Source organism: Nisaea sp., from assembly GCF_039990255.1.
Lineage (GTDB): Bacteria > Pseudomonadota > Alphaproteobacteria > Thalassobaculales > Thalassobaculaceae > Nisaea.
Map to the genome: position 1 here is coordinate 474,128 of NZ_JBDXGG010000007.1, position 16,946 is coordinate 491,073.

16 protein-coding genes are annotated in these 16,946 nt (G+C 58.3%); 7 read left to right on the forward strand and 9 right to left on the reverse strand.

Going from position 1 to position 16,946, the window contains the following annotated elements:
* Positions 1–108: 108 nt before the first annotated feature.
* Positions 109–1,434 carry a YihY family inner membrane protein gene (locus tag ABJ076_RS06910; RefSeq protein ID WP_348194484.1) on the forward strand — a complete coding sequence of 442 codons (1,326 nt, stop codon included), beginning with the start codon at positions 109–111 and terminating at the stop codon, positions 1,432–1,434.
* 7 nt (positions 1,435–1,441) lie between these two features.
* Here the strand turns inward: ABJ076_RS06910 and ABJ076_RS06915 are convergent, their stop codons facing one another.
* The 3 genes from ABJ076_RS06915 to ABJ076_RS06925 form a co-directional block, all read right to left on the reverse strand.
* A complete protein-coding gene (locus ABJ076_RS06915) occupies positions 1,442–2,014 on the reverse strand; it encodes a methyltransferase domain-containing protein (RefSeq protein ID WP_348194485.1) in 573 nt (190 codons plus the stop codon).
* A gap of 26 nt (positions 2,015–2,040) precedes the next feature.
* On the reverse strand, positions 2,041–2,976 hold the full coding sequence (locus ABJ076_RS06920; protein ID WP_348194487.1) for a J domain-containing protein: 936 nt from the start codon (positions 2,974–2,976) through the stop codon (positions 2,041–2,043).
* An 83-nt stretch (positions 2,977–3,059) separates the two neighbouring features.
* Positions 3,060–3,533, reverse strand: a complete 474-nt coding sequence (locus ABJ076_RS06925; protein WP_348194489.1) for an RT0821/Lpp0805 family surface protein — start codon at positions 3,531–3,533, stop codon at positions 3,060–3,062.
* 274 nt (positions 3,534–3,807) lie between these two features.
* Between ABJ076_RS06925 and pdxH the strand changes: the two genes are divergently transcribed.
* From pdxH to ABJ076_RS06945, 4 genes are all read left to right on the forward strand, one after another.
* A complete protein-coding gene (gene pdxH / locus ABJ076_RS06930; protein ID WP_348194491.1) occupies positions 3,808–4,404 on the forward strand; it encodes a pyridoxamine 5'-phosphate oxidase in 597 nt (198 codons plus the stop codon).
* A 138-nt stretch (positions 4,405–4,542) separates the two neighbouring features.
* A complete protein-coding gene (locus ABJ076_RS06935) occupies positions 4,543–5,412 on the forward strand; it encodes a universal stress protein (RefSeq protein ID WP_348194493.1) in 870 nt (289 codons plus the stop codon).
* A gap of 40 nt (positions 5,413–5,452) precedes the next feature.
* A complete protein-coding gene (locus ABJ076_RS06940; RefSeq protein WP_348194495.1) occupies positions 5,453–5,812 on the forward strand; it encodes a hypothetical protein in 360 nt (119 codons plus the stop codon).
* Between the two features lie 74 nt (positions 5,813–5,886).
* Positions 5,887–6,627, forward strand: coding sequence for an SDR family oxidoreductase (locus tag ABJ076_RS06945; RefSeq protein ID WP_348194497.1), 741 nt, complete (start codon positions 5,887–5,889; stop codon positions 6,625–6,627).
* Positions 6,628–6,648: 21 nt separating this feature from the next.
* Here the strand turns inward: ABJ076_RS06945 and ABJ076_RS06950 are convergent, their stop codons facing one another.
* The 6 genes from ABJ076_RS06950 to ABJ076_RS06975 form a co-directional block, all read right to left on the reverse strand.
* On the reverse strand, positions 6,649–7,014 hold the full coding sequence (locus ABJ076_RS06950) for a hypothetical protein (protein WP_348194499.1): 366 nt from the start codon (positions 7,012–7,014) through the stop codon (positions 6,649–6,651).
* A 251-nt stretch (positions 7,015–7,265) separates the two neighbouring features.
* Positions 7,266–7,805, reverse strand: coding sequence for a hypothetical protein (locus tag ABJ076_RS06955; protein WP_348194500.1), 540 nt, complete (start codon positions 7,803–7,805; stop codon positions 7,266–7,268).
* A gap of 127 nt (positions 7,806–7,932) precedes the next feature.
* Complete coding sequence (locus ABJ076_RS06960) at positions 7,933–8,787, reverse strand: ABC transporter permease (RefSeq protein WP_348194502.1); 855 nt, start codon at positions 8,785–8,787, stop codon at positions 7,933–7,935.
* An 11-nt stretch (positions 8,788–8,798) separates the two neighbouring features.
* The gene (locus ABJ076_RS06965; RefSeq protein ID WP_348194504.1) at positions 8,799–10,073 is read right to left on the reverse strand and encodes an ABC transporter permease; all 1,275 of its coding nucleotides are present in this window, start codon (positions 10,071–10,073) and stop codon (positions 8,799–8,801) included.
* Between the two features lie 99 nt (positions 10,074–10,172).
* Positions 10,173–11,243: a polyamine ABC transporter substrate-binding protein gene (locus ABJ076_RS06970; RefSeq protein ID WP_348194506.1), complete on the reverse strand. Its 1,071-nt coding sequence runs from the start codon at positions 11,241–11,243 to the stop codon at positions 10,173–10,175.
* 110 nt (positions 11,244–11,353) lie between these two features.
* Positions 11,354–12,442 carry an ABC transporter ATP-binding protein gene (locus ABJ076_RS06975; RefSeq protein ID WP_348194508.1) on the reverse strand — a complete coding sequence of 363 codons (1,089 nt, stop codon included), beginning with the start codon at positions 12,440–12,442 and terminating at the stop codon, positions 11,354–11,356.
* Between the two features lie 282 nt (positions 12,443–12,724).
* On the opposite strand from ABJ076_RS06975, the gene ABJ076_RS06980 reads away from it, so the two are divergent.
* Entirely contained in the window at positions 12,725–15,166 is a 2,442-nt protein-coding gene (locus ABJ076_RS06980) for an FAD-dependent oxidoreductase (protein ID WP_348194510.1), read from the forward strand.
* 178 nt (positions 15,167–15,344) lie between these two features.
* Positions 15,345–16,913, forward strand: a complete 1,569-nt coding sequence (locus ABJ076_RS06985; RefSeq protein WP_348194512.1) for an ABC transporter substrate-binding protein — start codon at positions 15,345–15,347, stop codon at positions 16,911–16,913.
* Positions 16,914–16,946 lie beyond the last annotated feature (33 nt).

Consider the following 16,946-nt stretch of genomic DNA (forward strand, 5'->3'; position numbering starts at 1 on the left):
GCGGCAAACTTCATGCGGCGGCCTGAAGGCTGCGGAATCTGTCGGCGGGCGTTCCCTCTAGAGAGCGGACCCGCGTTGTTCTACAGGCTTTCGTGATAGGCTGACAACATGAGCAAAAAAGCCAATCGACTGGACCGATGGAAAACCCTCGCCGCCGCTGCCGTTGCAGCTGATCTGGCGGAATATATAGGCTTCGCTCTGATGCGGTTCTATCGCGGACGGGGTATGCAGGCGGCCGCTGCGTTGACCTACACGACATTGCTGGCGCTGGTGCCGCTGCTGGCCATCGGCTTCGCGATTTTCACCGCGTTTCCGGCTTTTGAGGCCGCGCGAACGGCTATCGAGGCAACGATCTTCGAAAATCTCGTGCCGGAGATCGCGGGGCCTGTCCGATCCTATCTGAACAGTTTCATGCAGAACGCGTCGAAACTTGGCGCGGCGGGCATTATCGGGCTTTCCGTTTCTGCGATCCTGTTGCTGGCGACCATCGAATCGACCTTCAATGCAATCTGGCATGTGGAGAGACAGCGGCATCTGCTGATCCGATTCCTGATCTTCTGGACTGTTTTGTCCCTTGGTCCAATCCTGATGGGACTGGTTCTCTCCACCACCAGCGACGCATTCGGCGTATTGCGTCAAACTTGGGCGGATGCCGGGCTGGATACGGCATCGTTCAATGTCGGCGGCGATGCCCGAGATCGTGTCATCGCGATCCTCTTGCAGAGCGCGGGCTTCACGCTTCTTTTCATGATCGTGCCGAACCGTTCGGTCGCGTGGCGCGATGCGCTGATCGGCGGCTGTCTCTCGGGCACGGCGTTCGAAATCTTGAAGCTCGGTTTCGGCTGGTATCTGACCGCGTTTCCAACTTTTCAGACGATCTATGGCGCAATGGCCGTGATCCCTATCTTTCTGGTCTGGGTCTATTTTTCCTGGACGGTGATCCTGCTGGGCGCTGTGTTCGCAGCGTCCTTCCCGGACTGGTGGCATTCCAGGCAGCTTGACGCAGCAGCGGAGCTCAGTCCGGCCCGCTTGTTCTCCGTAGCCCTTTCGACCCTGTCGACCATCCGTGAGAAGGCGGGGCCGGTTCAGCAGACGGCCCTGGATGATGTAGCGTCCGCCGATGCGGTGGGCCAGGTTCTGGAGCGATTGCTTGCAGCCGAGTTCGTCGCACGGGTTGAGGATGGCCGCTTTGTCCTGGCGCGAGACCCGGCCCGCTTCAGTCTTTACGATCTCTATCTGGGGCTTGGCTGTGCCGTCGATCCGATTGGATCAGGTGAGAGCAAGGAGCCAGCTTCTGTTGCTGCCGTGATCGATGCGCTTTCAAAATCAGAGCGCAGCGCTCTGTCCCGGCCAGTGTCTGATGTGCTCGACACGCTCTCTGGCGAAACAGGCGGGGTCAAAGACCTTCCTGGGACGCCGGCGGTCGCGGAATAGCCTGACGCTATTTCGTCGCGACGACGGTATAGCCGAGCGTGATACGCGGATCACTTCGCTGGAACAGACAATCCAGCCCATAGCCGAGATTGTTCAGTACCGGATAGAGGAGCTTTCCAAAAATGCTGAGCCGGATGAAATGGAACAGAACGCAGAAGACGCCGCCATTGGGTTCAATCTTTATGTCAGAGAAGTCTCGCAGCAGGTGCTCCAACCCCATCCGGGTAAAGCGGTAATAGTCTCGTGCGTCGTGGATTTCGAACACGAACGGAACCGTAAGCAAAAGCTTGCCGCCAGGCTCCAGAACTCTGTGGATTTCTGAGATCAGTGTTTCCGGAGAGAGAGTGTGTTCCAGAACTTCAATGCAGGCAATATTGAGGAAGCTTCCATCAGCGAGCGCCAGGGCCTCAGCATCACAGAGAATGTCGGCTTTCGCCGAGGCATCGCGGTTCAGGGTTGTACTGCCGTCGAAATAACGCCAACGCGTTCCGCTGCCGATCTCGAGCACCGATCCCAAAGGCTGAAACGCGCGCACTGCCTTCTCGATAAAGTGCCGGCGGATATATCTGGTCAGAATCATGGGCGGCCCGCTCGCTCCCTGGCCGGTCAGCTGAAGCGCATCTTGTGGCGCGGGTTGTAGCCTTTTTCCTCGGCCCATTTTTGCATCAACTTGATCAGCTCCGGGTCTTCCGTGTCCGGCAGGACCACTTTAAGAGTGACGAGCTGATCTCCTGCAGGCTTTCCGCCTTGCGCCGGAATGCCCTTGCCCTTCAGGCGCAAGGTCGCGCCGGTGTTCGATTTGGGTGGGATTTTCAGAGACACATTGCCCTGAACCGTGGGCACGGTGATGGTGCCACCAAGGACGGCTTCATAGAGCGTGACCGGGATCTCTAGTTTGACGTGCTGTCCATCGCGGTGGAAATAGTCGTGCGGTTCGACGGTGATCTCGACGAAGGCGTCGCCAGCGGGGCCGCTGTTGCTGCCCTTGCGGCCCTGGCCCTTTAGCCGGAGTGTTTTGCCGCTCTCCGTCGCAGGCGGAATTTTTAGGTCGAGCGTTTTGCCGTCAGACAGCGTGACACGTTTTGTGCCGCCCGCGGCCGCCTCGGCAAAGCTCACCTTGAGCTTGTAATTGACGTCTGGGCCGACCGTGTAGGCGCTGCCGCCCTGGCCCGAACCGCCGCCGGCCTGGCCATGACGGCGCAGGATGTCGTCGAACATGTCTGCGTCGTCACCGTCGAACATGTCCGAGAAGCCGCCGGACTGTCTTTTACGGGCCGATGTCCAGGCCTTCCAGAACCCGCTTGCCGCCTTCGCCGACGCACCGCCGCCGGCATTCATGCCGCCGCGATCGTACTTGGCGCGCTTTGTCTCGTCTGACAGCAGGTCGTAAGCAGCCGTGACTTCCTTGAACTGCTGCTCGATTTTCGTATTACCGGGATTGAGATCGGGATGCAGCTTCTTCGCCAGCGTTCGGTACGCTTTCTTGATCTCGTCCTGCGAGGAGTCGGGTTTTACACCCAATATCTTGTATGGATCGCTCATAGCTCGGGAGTATATGGAAAAAATAATCGGACCGGATGCAAAAATCCGCCCGGCCCGATCATTACAGAGCTGACAGTCCATGCCTAGTTCTGGATTTTCCAGCTGCCGTCCGGCTGACGACAGGCTTTTCCAAAGGCTTCCTCGGTCTGTCCACCGATATTCACCGTCTGGCTGTATTCACGGCAATAATGCCCCGACGGGGCTTGATAGGTGCTGGTCGGGGTAACGGTGCCGGAGTGACCGCTATCCGGGTTGTGCCATGTCGAAGTCGTGCCGACCGGCTGTGTCTCCAGCGTGTTTTGCGTGGTCCGCGCCATTGCCGCCTTGTCCGCATTGTCGAGGGACTTGCCGATCTCGCTTCCGATGAAGGCACCGAGCAACGTGCCTATGGCAACGGCGGCGACTGTGCCCTTACCACCACCGATATTCGAGCCCGCTATGGCACCGCCAACAGCGCCGAACAGGCCGCCTGCGGTCTGTTTCGCCCCGAGCTGACTTGTCTGACACGCGCCGAGGGCCAGAGAGGCGACGACGACAATCACGGCTTGAGTTCTCATGGTTCTGTTCCTCACAATTGCGGCCGACCAGATCTATAACGGATGACACCGCTAAAACCGTCGCACTGGAATTCATTTTACGTAATACCGTGCACTGGCGAGGACACCACGTGGTTCCCGAGGGAGGCGCTGCGACGTTTCATCGCTGGACAGCCCATGTTGACGCTCGCTAGTGATAGGTATCCTTCGGTTCTTATTTGGCGATCAATAAGGCAATAAAAAGACCGAAGTCGCGTTCCTGTGTGATTCGCCACCTTCAGATTGAGGCTTGAGCATGTTCGAACCCGATACAAATAACCCTTTTCACCTTTTTGATGGCTGGCTCCAAGCTGCATCCGAAACGGAACCGAACGATGCGAACGCGATGACCGTCGCGACGGCCGATGCGGATGGACGCCCGTCGGCTCGGATTTTGCTCCTGAAGGGGGTCGACGAACAGGGCTTCGTTTTCTACTCCAACATGGAAAGTCAGAAGGGCCAAGAGATTGGGGTCAACCCTTTCGTCGCCCTATGTTTCCATTGGAAGTCCGTACGCCGGCAGGTCCGGGTGAGCGGGCCAGTGGCGCGCGTGACCGATGAAGAGGCGGATACATATTTTAACTCCCGGCCGCGTGGCAGCCGGGTTGGCGCCTGGGCTTCACAGCAATCGAGGCCTCTGGCAGACCGGCCGACCCTGATGGCATCGGTGGAGAATGCCGACCGGAAATTTCCGGGCGAATCCGTTCCGCGTCCGCCCTATTGGTCAGGTTGGCGCCTGACCCCGCTCGCCATCGAATTCTGGCAGGATGGCGAATTCCGCCTGCATGACCGGTTCCGCTTCAGCCGGGCGAGCGAAAGTGATGCCTGGGCCGTGGATCGGCTCTACCCCTGAGCGCTGCAAGGACAATACGAAATGACTTGGCATTACGATATTGGCGGCTGTTTCTAAAGTTTTGACCTAGGTCAATGAGGAGCCATCCTCAGTCAATATAGGGTTAATGAATTAAACGTATTAACCCCGAGGTGTACCATGTCTTTGAAAACGGTTCTCGCCCCCGTGCTCGGCAACGACGCTGACGCGGCTATTCTGAATGCTGCGCGCGCTCTTGCTGCGCTGCATGGCGCCCATGTTTTTGTTGCTCATATTCACCGCGACCCCCGGGAAGTACTGGTCCCGCAGGTCGGCATGGGGATGAGCGCTTCGATGATCGAAACACTTGTCGAGCAGGCGGAGAATGCGGCGAACGAGGCGCGTGCGGTGTCGCTCGCCGCATTCGACCGCTGGCGCGAGGCAAACAATTTCCCCTCTGTCGAAAAGCCGACTGACATTGATGGAGTTACTGTTTCTTTCGAGACGATCGTTGGTGAGCCGGGCCGGGTGGTTGCCCGCCGTGCCCGGACCGTCGATGCTATTTGCGTGGTCGCGCCAACAGACAGTGAAGGTGCTGACGCGGCAATGATCGCCGAGGCAGCCATGCTGGAGAGCGGTAAGGCCACGCTAGTGGTGCCGCAAGACGTTGAGATGCCGGCAATTACCGGGATCGCGATTGGCTGGAACGCGTCGAAAGAAGCCGCCGCCGCCGTCGCTCACGCCATGCCGCTGCTTGAAACTGTGGACAACGTGCTTGTGATGTCGGGCATTGACGATGACCTGACGGAAGAACAGTTGGGCGTCTTTGTGGACTCCTTGCTCTGGCATGGGGTCAAGGCCACCGCGAAGAGCTTTGTTGCCTCATCGGGCAGCATTTCCGGTCGGCTTCAGGCCGAAGCGCGCGAGGCGGATGCTCAGTTGCTGGTCCTCGGCGCCTATAGCCACAGCCGGCTCCGCGAGTCGATCTTCGGCGGTGTCACCGACGATATTTTGACCGCAGCGCGCATTCCGGTTCTGATGGCGCACTAAGTTTGATGACCCTGTTTGATCGAACAAAGGAGGTATCCCCGTGAGTGTGCGTACCATTCGCCTTGAGTTGGCGCGGAACCCGGACTTCCCCGAAGGCAGCAGCAATCATGGCTATGAGTTCAGGGCCCCTCTGACCGAGGATGGCAGTCTCGACCTTGATACCTGGCAGAAAGTGAAAGCCGACTGCAGCGTGCACCGGTTCTGGAAGGGTGAGCCGGACGAGGAAGGGCACCTGATTCATACCCGTGGACGGCGCTGGCTTTTCAGCTATGCCGACGGAGAAGAGGATGACGAGCCGATCTTCAAGTTCGACCGGCATCACTTCGTTGAGGGAGAATATGTCTCCATTACCGAGCATGACGGTGTGCAGCGGACCTTCCAGGTTGTGGCCGTAAAATAAGCTTTGGTGACAAACATATGTGATACGTGCGGCGGCCTTTCTCGGGCCGCCGTATTTGCTTACACTCCCGCACCATGAGCACGATCCAGAAAACCATGCTGCTGACCGGCGCCAGCCGGGGCATCGGCCACGCTACTGTCCGTTTTTTCAGCGAACGGCATTGGGAAATCATTACCTGCTCGCGCGATGCGCCGCCGGATGAGTGTCGGCGCGACCCGAACTGGAGCCACCACATCACCGCCGACCTGACGGACTCGGACAGCCTCGACAATTTCATCGAGGAAGCAAACGAGCTGCTTGGGGATAAGCCGCTGCATGCTCTGGTGAACAATGCAGGCTGGTCGCCGAAAACGTCTTTCAAGGAACGTCTCGGCTGCCTGAATGGCGATCTCGATGAGTGGCGCCAAGTGTTCGAGGTGAACTTCTTCGCTCCTCTCCGGCTTGCCCGCGGCTTTGCAGCGGCACTGCACAGGGGGAATGGGGCTATCGTCAACATTACCTCGATTGCTGGGCATTCCATCCATCCCTTCGCAGGCTCTGCCTACAGCACATCGAAGGCGGCTCTGTCGTCGCTGACGCGGGAGATGGCGAATGAGTTTGCTGAACTCGGCGTGCGCGTTAATGCGGTTGCGCCGGGCGAGATCGAGACGGCGATGCTGTCCCCTGAATATGAGATGCTGATCCCGCGTATTCCGCTTAACCGGATGGGGACGCCGAAAGATGTCGCATCGACCATCCACTATCTTTGCTCGGAAGATTCCGGATATGTGACCGGCACCGAAATCTTCGTGACCGGCGGTCAGCACATGTTTTGAGTTGGGAGCCGTTGTTCTTCTTCAGGCGGAAAGCTTCCCGGAGAAGTATTCTGCAAGCGCTGCCAATTTGTATTTCGGGAGACCGGTCCAACGGGCAGTTAGAAATCCGCCCCCAACACTGTCGACTATGATTTCTCCACTAACCTCAAGCGAGCCGTCCGGATCGTGGATGTCCCGAACCAGCATGCGCACGCGCGCTTTCTGGCGCTCGATTAAGGAGCCATTGTAGGGCGCGAGGGTAAATCCAGCTGGAGACCAGCACCTGAGTGGGTAGTCCCGTCGGTCTATGCGTACATAGGAGTCGCCGCGTGGTCTGAGTTCCTGCGCAGCCGAAATTGTATTGGCTGGTTTTGGAGAGTCCATGCGGGACCTGAACAAGGCCATCATCGTGCGTCTCCTTTCCTCAGCCTTAGCTGAATCAAGCTCTGACACTTCAATGTTTTCAATATACTTTAAAAATATATAAAATACAAAATAATGATTTTTGTTATTATAGTTAATGCTTTGGACGGTACTGGAGAATTGTTCCTTCAACGGAAAGTCGCAGCAAGACTGACGCTTGGATATCCTTACGCGGACACCTTCGCTCCCTGTTTGAACGAGGGTTCGCCTAACTGTTCACTGAAGGAAACAGAGTTCTAAAGGTCTGCGGCGATCCGGTCGCACCAAGCCATGCGCTCTTTAACCTGGGAAATTTCCATTTCGATCCAGGCCCGCAGATGTCCTTGCTGCCATTCCTCGTGGGTGAGGAGGTCAAACAGGCGGGTATGTTCGCCTTCATAGAGCGCGCGCAGATTATCGATCTGCTCGACTTGTTCGTCCTTGTCGAGAAGGTGCAGGAAACGCAACTTGAGGGCGATAACGAGTTTGTTCAGGTCATTGACGCCGGGCCGAACGGACGCGCTTAGATAGTCCTTGAGAGCTGCCCAGCCAGCATCGGTCAGACGAAGCTCGGCATTGTCCTCAAATCCTTCGCCGGCAACCGGAGCGATCAGGCCCTCGAACTTAAGCAGCTCAATCGAGCTGCCCAGCAGATCAAGGGACGGGCCGACAATCCGGGCCCCGAACTGACGGACTTCTCCCGCAACATCCGCATAAGGCCGCGGGCCGGATGACAGCGCGCCAAGCGCCGCCATGCGGATTGCTTCCTTGGGGATCAGAGAATTATCGCGGTACATCCGTCGTCTCGCTGCGGTTCTTAGGCTCGCAGAGTTATTTGCGAACCGTTCTTAAAATGGGACTAATTGCCGCAGATGTAAAGGGGCTCATGTAAAATGAGCCCCCTTGAACTCAAAGTACTGGAAATCAGTTCGGGCTCAGGCCGCGCAAACGTTCGGACCGACGCCGCAGAATCTCCATAGTAGCGAGCAACAGAACCGAAACGCAGACCAGGATCGTGGCAACCGCCAGGATCGTCGGACTGATCTGCTCGCGGATACCGGCCCACATCTGCCGCGGCACCGTGCGCTGCTCGAACCCGGCGAGGAACAGGGCGACCACGACTTCGTCGAAAGACGTGACGAAGGCAAACAGACCGCCGGAAATCACTCCTGGGGAGATCAGCGGCAGGATGACCTTGAAGAATGTGCGCTGTGGTGACGCGCCGAGGCTTGAGGAGGCCCGGATCAGGTTCCGGTCGAAGCCCGAGAGCGTTGCTGTCACTGTGATGACCACGAAGGGCGTGCCGAGCGCGGTGTGGGCCAGGATCAGGCCGGTATAGGTCTGAGCCAGACCGAGAGAGGAGTAGAAGAAAAACAGGCCGGCCGCAGTGATGATGAGCGGTACGATCATCGGCGAGAGCAGGAGGCCCATGATCAAAGTCCGATAAGGCATGTCGCCCCGGGACAGGCCGAGCGCGGCGATGGTGCCGAGGGATGTCGCCAGGAACGTTGCCGCGATGCCGACGATGAAGCTGTTCTTCATCGAATGCAGCCATTGCTCGTTATCCAGAATGTCCTGGTACCAGCGCATCGAGAACGCTTCTGGCTTAAAAGCCAGCATATCCGGCGTGAAGGTAAAGTAAGGCTCCGCATTGAAGGACAGCGGGATCATCACGATAATCGGTGCGATCAGGAACAGGAAGATCGTGCCGCACAGAAAGCGGAAGGCGTAGTACCAGAAGCGCTCAAGCGGGCCGGCGTAGGAGGGAAGGGCTGCCATGGTCTCTCTCCTTATCCGAGCTTCATGTTGCTGATACCGACAATGCGGTTATAGAGCCAGTAGAGGGCGAGCACGCCGGCAAGCAGAATGCCGCCAAGTGCTGCCGCCAGGCCCCAGTTCAGCGACTTTTTCATGTGATATTCGATAATGTTACTGATCAACTGGCCGTCCTGACCGCCGACCAGAGCCGGGGTAATATAGTAGCCGATAGCCAGAATGAAGACGAGGATCGAGCCCGCGCCTACGCCAGGGATGGTTTGCGGCAGATAGATCCTGCCAAAAGCAATCGCCGGATTCGCGCCGAGCGAGCGGGCGGCGCGCATATGATCGCGCGGGATCGTCTTCATCACGGAATAGAGTGGCAACACCATGAACGGCAGCAGAATGTGCGTCATTGCAATGAAGGTGCCGGTCATATTGTAGATCATCTGGATCCGTTGCTCGTCTCCGACGATGCCTATCCAGACCAATATGTCGTTTATCACGCCGTTGGTCTGCAGCAGCACGATCCAGGACGTTGTCCGCACCAGCAGGGACGTCCAGAACGGCAGCAGGACGAAAATCATCAGCAGATTGCTGGTCCCGGAAGGCAGGGTCGCGAGCAGATAGGATATCGGATACGCCAGTGCGATACAGGCAATCGTAACGCCGATCGAAACGAAGATGGTGCGCTCGAAAAGGGTCACATAGATCTGCTTGATCTCGGGCTGGGCGACAATATCTCCATCTGGGCTGGTGGTAAGATCGAGCGCATTCAGATAGGCGCGCGTTGAATACGGGCTGCCAGCCTGCCGGATCGTTTTCCAGGTATCCGCCTCGCCCCACCTCTTGTCGATCTTGATGAAGGCGTCCTTGTAGGGGGGCTCTTTAGCCCGCCTGATCCCGCGGCTTGTCTTGTTCATGAGCGAGCGGAAGCCGCTTTGAATGTAGTTTAGTCTGGTACCGGCGCGGCTGATCATCGGGCGTGTATCACGGTCCGCCGCGAGTTCTTGCATCTCGGAGGCGAGAGAAGCGAAGGCTTCTTCGCTGGGCAGGTCGTTTCCGTCCCATTTTTTCAGGATAGCAAGAGTCTTCGGGAATGCTGCGGATACCTCCGGGGTATCGACGCTTCGGAACAGCATCAAGCCGATCGGCAGAATGAAGGTCACCAGGATAAAGGCGAGCAATGGTGTCGTCAGCAGGAAGGCCCGCGCCTTGTTCATGCGGGTGGCTCGTGCGAGCGCTTGTTTCAGCGGGGTACCGTCCGCCGTGCGCATCAAGCCGTCATTTTCGGTGATTGCCGCCATGTCCCAGATCCTTCCAAACCGATCCTCAACCACGGACCGGAGCCCGGGGTTGAGGATCGGCCGGGAGCAGCTTGGAAGCCGCTCCCGACCGGAAGTCGATTAGCTGGCGAGCCAGGCGTTGAAACGCTCGTTCAGCTCGTCGCCATAGTCAGCCCAGAACCCGAAGTCATTCTGCAGCGGGTTTTTGAAGTTGACCGGAGCCGTCGGCATATGCGGCTGCATTGCCGGAGCGACCTTGGCGAAGGAAGATTTCCGGACCGGGCCGTAGGAGATGTAGTTGGCCTGGTCGGCAAGACGCTCAGTGTCCGTGGCGAACTTAACGAAGTCCATCGCGGCGGCTTTGTTTTTGGAACCCTTCGGCATTACCCAAAGATCGATGTCCCAGACCTGACCGTCCCAGACGATGTCGAACGGCTTCTTCTCGTTCACGATCGCATTGAAAAGACGACCGTTATAGGCGCTGGTCATCACAACTTCACCGTCTGCGAGGAGCTGCGGCGGCTGAGCGCCGGCTTCCCACCAGACAACGTCGTTCTTGATGGTGTCGAGTTTGGCGAAGGCGCGGTCGATGCCTGCCGGGGTGGCGAGGGTTTCATAGACCTTGTCGGCCGGAACGCCGTCCGCCATCAGGGCCCATTCCAGGTTCACCTTCGCGGTCTTACGCAGGCCACGCTTGCCAGGAATTTTCTTCAGATCGAAGAAATCAGCGATCGTGGTCGGCTTGGTTGCGACCTTGGTGGTGTCGTAAGAGTAGACCGTTGACCAGACGATTTCACCAACCGCGCACTCATGAAGAGTGCCGGCAATGAAGTCGTCTTTTGCCGGGGTACCGTCGGCACCGGCCGGAAGCTCGTCCAGCGGCATCGGCTCAAGGATGCCTTCGTCGCAGCCGCGCACAGCGTCGGCCAGCTCGACGTCGACCAGATCCCAGGTCACGTTTCCAGCTTCAACCTGGGCACGGACTTCGGCGAGGCCGCCGTTATAGTCTTCTGAGTTGATCTTGTTGCCCGTCTTGGCCATCCACGGCTCGTGGTACGCCTTGACCTGGCTGTTCGTGTAAGCGCCGCCCCAGGAGACGACGGTGATGGTGTCGGCAGCCTGGGCCGCCGTGGTCAGCCCGATGGCGGCGAGGCCGGCGATCAAAAGCCTGGATGGTTTAATTGCGCTCATTTTGCGAAGAACTCCCTAGTTTCGGATTACCCCTGGAATCGTTCGCGGCGTTGCCGCTTATCAAGAACCGGATGGGGGGGCCGGCCTCCTTATTCCGTTCGCCGGACGCCTTATGCGTCCAGTGCCCGGCAATCATCGATTTCCCAGCCCACGCGTACATCGTCGCCCTTGGCGATTGAGGTGTTCTTGTGCGTGTTCGGAACCTTGACGATAAACTCATCATCGCCACAACAGGCCATCCGGCACCGGATATGGTCGCCGAGATAAATTAGCTCCAGCACCTTGGCGTCGAAGATGTTTGGCAGCGAGCCGGGCTCTGGGGCGAGTTGCACCCGCTCGGGCCGGATCGACAGGGTCGAGGTATCGCCCTGGCCTGAAATATTGACCTTGAGGGACTGCACCGCATTGCCGGCAACTTCCACAGTGCATCCGGTGCCGTTTACAGCGGTAACCTTGCCTGAAAGCCGGTTGTTCTCGCCGATGAACTGCGCCACGAAAGCATTATCCGGTCGCTCATAAAGATCTGCCGGCTTCGCGAGTTGCTGGATCTTGCCGTCATTGAAGACAGCAATGCGGTCCGACATGGTGAGCGCCTCGGACTGATCGTGCGTCACGTAGACGACCGACATGCCGAGATTTTCGTGAATGTGCTTGATTTCATACTGCATCTGCTCGCGCAGATTTTTATCGAGTGCGCCGAGAGGTTCGTCCATCAGCACCAGATCAGGCTCAAAGACGAGCGCGCGGGCTAGGGCCACTCGTTGCTGCTGGCCCCCTGAAAGCTGACCGGGGCGACGGTCGCCGAAGGCGCCGAGCTCAACCATGTCGAGGGCCCGGTTGACCTTCTGCTCGGTCTCGGCCTTCGTCAATTTTCGAACCTCAAGCGGGAATGCGAGGTTCTCGGCGACGCTCATATGCGGGAACAGCGCATAGTTCTGGAACACCATGCCGATGCCGCGCTTATGGGGCGGAACGTTATTGAGCTCCGTGCCGCCAAGCATGATCTGACCCTGGGTTGGGGTTTCGAAACCCGCCAGCATCATCAGGCAGGTTGTTTTCCCCGAACCGGACGGGCCCAACATGGTCAGGAACTCGCCGTTCTCAATGTCTAGGTTGAGGTCTTTGACGACAAGAATCTCGCCGTCATAGGTCTTTTGAACGTTCTTAAACTGAACGAACGGCTGGTTGCCGTTTGCCATAGATTCTGCGCCCCTGTTCTGCCCATGCGGTAGCGCGTTCCCATCGCATACCGGCTTACCGTCGTGTTTTCACGATCTGATAACAACCCTAACCACGCTCGTTCCCACTTGTCAAAGCGCTCGCGTCAAAATGGATGCAATCCGCCGAAATATGGCGATTCCCAACGTCCCGAATCCGACATCACCCGGTCGCATTTCGTGAATTGCATGCGTGGAAATGATGCAATCTCTCCCTGAACAGGAAATTCTTCCGGCACAGGCCGGACTACGGGGAATGGCAAAATGAAGACGCAGGCACGGGCAGTGGTGATTGGCGGCGGTGTGGTCGGGGTCAGCACCCTCTATCATCTCGCCAAGAAGGGATGGAGCGACGTCGTGCTGCTTGAAAGGACGGAGCTGACGGCGGGCTCGACCTGGCACGCGGCCGGTCTGCTGCCGCTCTTCAACATGAGTTACAGCGTTGGTCAGCTTCATCAGTACTCGGTCGAGCTATATAAGGAGCTGGAGGAGGAAACCGGCCAGGCCGTCAGTTTCCACCAGACTGGGAACCTGCGTCTCGCCACCAACCGCGAGCGAATGGACGAATACCGGAATTACCAGTGCACTGCGGAGACCATCGGCGTCGAGGCGCATCTTGTCGGCGTTGAGGAGATCAAGAAGCTCTGGCCGCTGGCAATGACGGACGACCTGGTTGGCGCTCTCTGGCACCCGAGCGACGGGCATATCGCGCCGGTCGATCTCACTATGGCGCTGGCCAAGGGCGCGCGGATGCATGGCGCGGAGATCTATCAGCAGACGGCGGTCACTGGCATCGAGCGTGAGAACAGCGAGTGGATCGTCAAGACCGACAAGGGCGACATCCGCTGCGAGCATGTGATCTGCGCGACCGGCAACTACGCCCGGACCACGGCGAAGATGGTCGGGCTCGAAATCCCGGCCATCCCTGTCGAGCACCAGTACATCGTCACCGACGTCGATCCGACACTGAAGGAATATCGCGAAGCCGGAAATCGTGAGCTGCCGGTGCTGCGTGAGTCCGACTCCCAATATTATTTCCGCGAAGAGCGAAACGGCTGGATTCTCGGGCCGTACGAGCGTCACGCCCCGGCCTGCTTCGTCGACGGCGTGCCGTCCACTTTCGAGAAAGACCTGTTCCCGGGCGACCTTGAGCGTCTTATGCCGCATGTCGAAGCCTGCATGGCCCGCGTCCCCTCTTTCGAGAATGCCGGAATCAAGGACATCGTGAATGGTCCGATCTCCTACACGCCGGACGGAAACCCGATGGTCGGACCGGCCTTCGGTCTGGAAAACTTTTGGATTTCCGAGGGTCACAGCTTCGGAGTGACCGCGGCCGGCGGCGCCGGTTGGCAGCTTGCCAACTGGATCGCCGACGGGGAGCCGTCGGTCGACATGATCGGCGTCGATCCGCGCCGCTTTGGTGTGGTCTCGAAGAATTTTGCCAAGGTCAAGAACGAGGAAGCCTACGAGCATGTCTTCTTCAATCACTTCCCGATGGAAGAGCGCGAAGCAGGCCGTCCGGCCAAAACCACGCCTGCCTATCCCCGGCTCGATGAGGCCGGTGCAGTCTGGGGCGCACGCTTCGGCTGGGAGCGGCCGAACTGGTTCGCGCCGAAAGGTGTCGAGCGCAAAGACATCTATTCCTATCGGCGCTCGAACTGGTTCGAGCATGTCGGCAACGAAGTCCGTACCATGCGCGAGCGGGTTGGCTTGCTGGAGCTGTCCTCTTTCGCCAAATACGAGGTTGAGGGACCGGGCGCCCGTGAGTGGCTGGACCGGATGGTGGCGAACGCCATCCCCAAGGGCATTGGCCGGATTAATCTTTGCCATGCGCTGAACCCGTCGGGTTCAGTCCGTTCCGAATTCACTATCACCCGCATGCCTGACGGTTTCTATGGCGAGCGTTTCTTCGTCATCGGTCCGGGTGCAGGTCACGATTATGATCTCGATTTTCTGCAAAAGAGGTTGCCGCGTGACGGCTCAGTCTTCCTGAAGGACATTACGACCCAGTACGGCGTCTTTGTGCTGGCCGGCCCGGATTCCCGAAAGGTTCTGCAGAAACTGGCGGACGCGGATGTCTCCAACGAAGCCTTCCCGTGGCTGACCATGCAGGACATCCCTGTTGGATACTGCCCGAGTGTGCGGGCGTTGCGTGTGAACTTCGTCGGTTCCCTAGGCTGGGAGTTGCATCACCCGATCGAGTATCAACTGCATCTCTACGATGCATTGATGAAGGCGGGCGAGGAATTCGATATCGGGCTGGTTGGTATGCGGGCGATGGATTCCATGCGGCTGGAGAAGACCTATCGTCTCTGGGGCACGGACCTGAATGCCGAGAACTCCTTGCTCGAAGCTGGCCTGAAGCGCTTTGTGCGTTTGAACAAGGGCGAGTTCACCGGCCGTGATGCACTGGTGCGGCAGCAGGAAGAGGGCATCCCGAACACCTACTGCACTATCGAGATCGACGCGGACGATGCCGACCCGTTCGGCAACGAGCCGGTCTTCATGGACGGTGAGGTTGTCGGTCGCGGCACCGCGGGCGGCTATGGCCATCATGTCGGTAAATCGCTCATGCTCGGATACATCCGAACCGATAAGGCGGTGATCGGTGCCGAATGCCAGGTTCGCGTTCTGGACCAGCTCCGTCCAGCACGGATCGTCGCGGAGAGTCCTTACGATCCGGATAACGAAGCGCTCAAAGCCTGATAGAGATGTGATCGCAACCGGGCGTTTGATGATGCCCGGTTGCGCTTTACCTCTTTCCTTCCGTCTATTGCCTGCTAGATTTCGTTCCTGGCGATCCGGAATGCCGCTATGCGGCGAGAGAAAAATAATTTCGGACCCCGCAGGGAACTATTTGCATCAGAGACGGGAGACCATCCTTATGAGTATCCGCACTATCGCGATTGCCGCGATGATGTCGACAACGATGTTGGTCGGCGCCGCGCAGGCAGAGAACGTGCTGCGCTGGACGAGTCAGGGCGATGCCCTGACGCTGGATCCGATGGGCCAGAACGAAGGCCCGACCAACAGCATGAACGGCCAGATCTATGAGCCGCTTGTAACGCGCGACCAGGACATGGTTCTGGAGCCCGGGCTTGCAGAGAGCTGGAAGCCGCTGGGAGCGACCGGCTGGGAGTTCACGCTCCGCAAGGGGGTCAAGTTCCATGACGGCGCGGACTTTACCGCTGAAGACGTCGCGTTCAGTGTCAAGCGTGCGCAGGCTCAAAGCTCCGATTTCAAGGAGCAGGTCAAGTCGATCAAGGAAGTTAAGATCGTTGACGACCATACGGTCCAGTTCCTGACCGATGGGCCGAACCCGATCCTGCCGAACGAGATCACCAACCTTTACATGATGGACAAAGGCTGGGCTGAGAAGAACAACGTTCTGGAGCCGCAGGACTTCGCCGCTGGCGAAGAAACCTTCGCGGTCCGCAATGCCAATGGCACCGGTCCTTTCATCGTCGATCAGCGCCTGCCGGACGAGCTGACGGTTCTACTGAAGAACTCGAATTGGTGGGGCGCGGCGAATGCCGAGCACAATATCGACAAGATCGAATATCGACCGATCAAGAACGCGGCGACCCGCGTTGCAGCGCTGCTTTCCGGTGAAGTCGATTTCGTCCTTGATCCGCCGCTCCAGGATCTGAAGCGTATTGATTCCTCCGCCGAGCTGAAGACCGTCACGGTGAACCAGATCCGGACCATCTTCTTCGGAATGGACCAGGGTATTGACGAGTTGCGCAGCTCTGACGTCAAAGGCAAGAACCCGTTCCAAGACAAGCGGGTGCGTCAGGCCTTTTACCAGGCACTCGACGTTGCGGCGATCCAGCGTGTTGTCATGGAAGGTCTGTCCTTCCCAGCCGGTATCATCACGTCCCCGGGTGTGCATGGTTTCACCAAGGAACTCGATGCACGGCGGCCCTTCGACCCGGCAGCGGCCAAAGGTTTGCTCGCCGACGCTGGTTATCCAAACGGTTTCACTATCCAGCTCGACTGCCCGAACAACCGCTATAATAATGACGAGAAGATCTGTCAGGCGGCAGTGGCCATGCTGGCCAAAATTGGTGTCACGGTGAAACTCGATGCCATTCCGAAGAGCCAGCATTTCCCGAAGATCAAAAACCGGGTCAGCGATTTCTACATGCTTGGTTGGGGCGTGCCGACGCTCGATTCCCATTATGTCTTCAGCTATCTGATGCACAGCAAGGGCAGCTGGAATGGTACCGGCTTCGCCAATGCAAGGGTCGACGAATTGACCGATGCATTCGCGATCGAGACCGATCTTTCCAAGCGTGACAAGATGATCGCTGAAGCATGGAGCATCGTGAAGGACGAGATTGTCTACCTGCCGATCCACCATCAGGTCATCGGCTGGGGCATGTCGACGAAGCTTGATCTTCCGATCACGCCAAACGACTCGCCGCAGTTCCGCTGGGCGAAACTGCAATAACAGCTTGCCGGGTTTCGAGGGCGGCGGTATATC

What these genes read in the sequence shown, in the direction of transcription:
- ABJ076_RS06910 (WP_348194484.1), top strand. Translation starts at nt 109, where the DNA reads ATGAGCAAAAAAGCCAATCGACTGGACCGATGGAAAACCCTCGCCGCC.
- ABJ076_RS06915 (WP_348194485.1), bottom strand. Translation starts at nt 2,014, where the DNA reads ATGATTCTGACCAGATATATCCGCCGGCACTTTATCGAGAAGGCAGTG.
- ABJ076_RS06920 (WP_348194487.1), bottom strand. Translation starts at nt 2,976, where the DNA reads ATGAGCGATCCATACAAGATATTGGGTGTAAAACCCGACTCCTCGCAG.
- ABJ076_RS06925 (WP_348194489.1), bottom strand. Translation starts at nt 3,533, where the DNA reads ATGAGAACTCAAGCCGTGATTGTCGTCGTCGCCTCTCTGGCCCTCGGC.
- pdxH (WP_348194491.1), top strand. Translation starts at nt 3,808, where the DNA reads ATGTTCGAACCCGATACAAATAACCCTTTTCACCTTTTTGATGGCTGG.
- ABJ076_RS06935 (WP_348194493.1), top strand. Translation starts at nt 4,543, where the DNA reads ATGTCTTTGAAAACGGTTCTCGCCCCCGTGCTCGGCAACGACGCTGAC.
- ABJ076_RS06945 (WP_348194497.1), top strand. Translation starts at nt 5,887, where the DNA reads ATGAGCACGATCCAGAAAACCATGCTGCTGACCGGCGCCAGCCGGGGC.
- ABJ076_RS06950 (WP_348194499.1), bottom strand. Translation starts at nt 7,014, where the DNA reads ATGATGGCCTTGTTCAGGTCCCGCATGGACTCTCCAAAACCAGCCAAT.
- ABJ076_RS06955 (WP_348194500.1), bottom strand. Translation starts at nt 7,805, where the DNA reads ATGTACCGCGATAATTCTCTGATCCCCAAGGAAGCAATCCGCATGGCG.
- ABJ076_RS06960 (WP_348194502.1), bottom strand. Translation starts at nt 8,787, where the DNA reads ATGGCAGCCCTTCCCTCCTACGCCGGCCCGCTTGAGCGCTTCTGGTAC.
- ABJ076_RS06965 (WP_348194504.1), bottom strand. Translation starts at nt 10,073, where the DNA reads ATGGCGGCAATCACCGAAAATGACGGCTTGATGCGCACGGCGGACGGT.
- ABJ076_RS06970 (WP_348194506.1), bottom strand. Translation starts at nt 11,243, where the DNA reads ATGAGCGCAATTAAACCATCCAGGCTTTTGATCGCCGGCCTCGCCGCC.
- ABJ076_RS06975 (WP_348194508.1), bottom strand. Translation starts at nt 12,442, where the DNA reads ATGGCAAACGGCAACCAGCCGTTCGTTCAGTTTAAGAACGTTCAAAAG.
- ABJ076_RS06980 (WP_348194510.1), top strand. Translation starts at nt 12,725, where the DNA reads ATGAAGACGCAGGCACGGGCAGTGGTGATTGGCGGCGGTGTGGTCGGG.
- ABJ076_RS06985 (WP_348194512.1), top strand. Translation starts at nt 15,345, where the DNA reads ATGAGTATCCGCACTATCGCGATTGCCGCGATGATGTCGACAACGATG.